Origin of the sequence: Fulvivirga sp. M361 (assembly GCF_007097395.1) — a bacterium.
Taxonomy (GTDB): Bacteria; Bacteroidota; Bacteroidia; order Cytophagales; family Cyclobacteriaceae; genus Fulvivirga.
Genome location: NZ_VKDC01000081.1, coordinates 1 through 3364, shown reverse-complemented (window position 1 = coordinate 3364; position 3364 = coordinate 1). Strand labels below are relative to the sequence as shown.

General features: G+C 38.5%; 4 protein-coding genes. All 4 read left to right on the top strand.

The genetic code is table 11. The annotated features are described in order from the left end of the window. The first annotated feature begins 4 nt into the window (after positions 1 to 4). A complete protein-coding gene (locus FNH22_RS33035) occupies positions 5 to 157 on the top strand; it encodes a T9SS type A sorting domain-containing protein (protein ID WP_370513213.1) in 153 nt (50 codons plus the stop codon). Positions 158 to 590: 433 nt separating this feature from the next. Next, on the top strand, positions 591 to 899 hold the full coding sequence (locus FNH22_RS31550; RefSeq protein WP_143402529.1) for a helix-turn-helix domain-containing protein: 309 nt from the start codon (positions 591 to 593) through the stop codon (positions 897 to 899). Further along, complete coding sequence (locus tag FNH22_RS31545; protein ID WP_143402528.1) at positions 896 to 2071, top strand: DNA methyltransferase; 1176 nt, start codon at positions 896 to 898, stop codon at positions 2069 to 2071. Before FNH22_RS31550 ends, FNH22_RS31545 begins: the two co-directional genes overlap by 4 nt. Beyond that, complete coding sequence (locus FNH22_RS31540) at positions 2072 to 2959, top strand: Bpu10I family restriction endonuclease (protein ID WP_143402527.1); 888 nt, start codon at positions 2072 to 2074, stop codon at positions 2957 to 2959. Positions 2960 to 3364 lie beyond the last annotated feature (405 nt).

Genomic DNA, 3364 nt, shown 5'->3' with positions numbered 1-3364 from the left:
CAACATCACCAATTTAGAAGGCACTGTAGTATACGAAACTACAGCAAAAGGTTACTCATCTACGCTGGCACTTGATGGTAATGTGAAAGCAGGAGTATATATGGCTCAAATTAGTGTAGGAAACATTCAAAAAACGAAGCGGGTAGTGATCCGATAAAGATAAGGTTGATTTTGTGGATAAGGGGGGATGGAAGCCTAGTCGCGTTAGCGGTCGGGCTTTTTTGGTTTGTGGATATCTTGCTCTTGGAAGTGCACTACGAAAGGCTGAGGAGGTGGAATGGTAAACAGATCTATTTGTAAACGACTATAAGCGTTTATAAAACGGATAAATCATAAGGTTAAATCAGCTCGGGCAGGTTCTTATGGTTATTTTAGTGGTTTGATAACAGTATTGTTGTTATTAGCTAGTTAGGTTTCATGCCGTGACGTAGACCCACCGCACATTTTAGCACATTTGGTTTTTGCCACCGCAACGCCTACCCTGAAAAAACCAAAAGAGCTAAAATCTTCCATCCCTCTTTTTGCGAACTGAATTTGTTTCCCAAATAAATATTTGACAAATTTGTCAAGAATAAAAATTCCAGACAATTATGGAAAGTTTCGGGGAGTATATTCGGCAAATTCGAGAAGGTGCAAAAATGCCACTAAGAAAGCTCGCTGCTCACTTAGATATTGATCAATCTACTCTAAGCAAAATTGAGCGAAATGAAAGGCAACCATCAAGAGATATGGTACCGATCTTAGCCAATGTTTTCAATTTGGATGCTCAAGAACTTCAAATTAAGTTTTTAAGCTACAAAATCACTTATGAACTTTCGGACGAAGAGCTGGGACTCGAAGCTCTGAAAGTAGCAGAACAACAAATGGAGTACAAAAGGAAAAATGTGCAAAAGACATGAACTTAATCCAAGAGAAATTAGACGTCCAACAGAAGAAAAGATCCAATATTTTTAATTGGAGAGGGCAATTCACTCCAGAATTTGTCGAATACATTCTTGATTCAGCGAACCTTCAACCAGACGCTTTAATAGCAGACCCATTTGCTGGTAGTGGAACAGTTCTCATAGAGTCCGCAGTTAAAGGTTATTCAAGTGTTGGGTTTGAGATAAATCCTGCTGCTTATCAAATGGCTTCATTCTACAAATATTCCATTCTCAACCTAGCTCAGAGGCATGAATTACTTTTTCAAATTGGGAAGGAACTCACTCCTGTAGTATCTAAATTAAATGGTCAAGCGATTTATGCAGATGCCAAAGATTATAGAACTGCCTACAGAGGATTAATAAATGTATCGAAAGAGATTCAAAATATTGACAATAATGAATTTCTTCCATTTCTCATGAATTTACTTTTCCTATCAGAAAAGGATAAAAAACTAACAGTAAAAGAATCATTACGTAGTTCTTTTAACTCTTTGAAAAAGTCCCTCCTTAATCTACCTTTTTGTGACTCTGAAATCCATGTGCTCAACTCGGATGCGAGAACCATTTCAACGCATTATCAAGGCAACATTGACCTGATTTTAACGAGCCCCCCTTATATCAATGTGTTTAACTACCATCAAAATTATCGTGCAGTAACAGAAGCATTTAAATACGATATCCTTGATGTTGCTCATTCAGAATTTGGGTCAAACAGAAAGAACAGAGGAAATAGATTGTTAACTGTTGTGCAATATTGTCTCGATATGGAAGCCTCAATCAATAATTTTTGGCATTCTTTAAAAGATGGTGGAAGATTGGTAATGGTAGTAGGTAGAGAATCAAACGTTCGGAAAACCCCTTTCTACAATGGAGAGATTGTTTCCCATCTAATATCCGATATGGGAGGATATGAAATAAAAGGGCGTGAGGAAAGGTCTTTTTCGAACAAATTTGGCCAACGTATTTTTGAAGATATTCTAATTTTTGAAAAACAGGGGAAAACCCCACCTAATCCTAAAAACGCAGTAACCATTGCAGAAAGCCACTTGAAAGAAGCCGAGAAAGTCGCACCAACAGATGTAATATGCGATTTCAGGGATGTCTATCTGAAACTAAATAATGTTAAACCGTCACCAATATTTGAATAAATGGGTCTTACTCCACACAGAGACAAACTGATTGCTGCTATAAATAACCCAAAAGCAAAAGACGATAAATCGCTACTTGAGGAGGCATTTAAGCAATTTGAACTTTGGTCAAGTGAACTCACCAAACTTTCAAGCAAGGGTGATAAAAGAGTTGAGGAAATGACAAGTTTGCTCAACAGCTATAAAGATTTCTTAGAAGTTGACCTAATTGCTAAAAAGGGAAGCTCTTTCCTAAAAAGGCAGAAGGGACAACTGAAATTAGACAACAGTGTAATTGAAGAGTTTCTAATTCACTTGGTTCATGATGATGTTCTAACAGGTCTTCCTAAAGGTATAGAAACTGGAAGCCAAACAGCTTTTATGTCATTAACCTTCAGACCAAGTAGCATAGACGCATTGACCGAACGACCAGAGATCGTTCTGAAACAGAAAGATCAAGATTTTACCATTGGGAAAAGTATATTCTACCAATTCTCTCCCAACGAAAAATTCGAGAAGAAAGTAACGGCTAATGGCAAGTTATTTCTAGCTGTACTAGCAGCTGAAGTCAAAGTTAACTATGACAAAACGATGTTTCAAGAATGTGCTGGAACCGCCTCGAGACTGAAACAAGGTTGCCCTCTTTCAAAGTATTATGCACTTGTGGAATACCTTGACATGAAACCAGAAGATGTTAGATTGACGGACATTGATAACGTATTCCTACTTCGTAAAGCGAAAAGGTTGCCCTTTGAGAAAAGAAGTGTTTTTGAGGAGGTAAGGGATCAGCATAAAGATTGTCCAATCAATTCTGATGTGATGAAAATGTTTGTCAAAGAAATGCAAGAATTTATTTCAGCGACTTGGTACGATGCTGAGCAAGCTTTGAAAAGAGGATCCTTCTCTTGATGCCCTCCCTAACACCCATACACATTGCCAGGTCGCACGGATCAACCCACAAACCAAAACCTGCCAAAGAGTATGGCTGCCCCCCTGGCGCGCATATAGCGACAGCGCCATGCGTGCTGGTTTAGGAATAGGATTTGTAATCCGGGTGTACTTTAGAGGTAGCTTTCGGGGTATGATACCGCAATGTTTTATCATAAAAACTATCCAAAATAAGTTCACCAAGAATATGCGCATTACAAATCCCTCTCAGTCGCTCGGGTTTCCGAGTGACGACTATCAATTAGGCCTCCTTTAGATTTAAGTAATATAACTATTCGGTTATTGTTGCTATTGTAGACTGAGGGGGGTGCAGGGGGGAGACTGATAACTTGTGGATAATGTGGATAACTTTTAGTCTGTCAATAT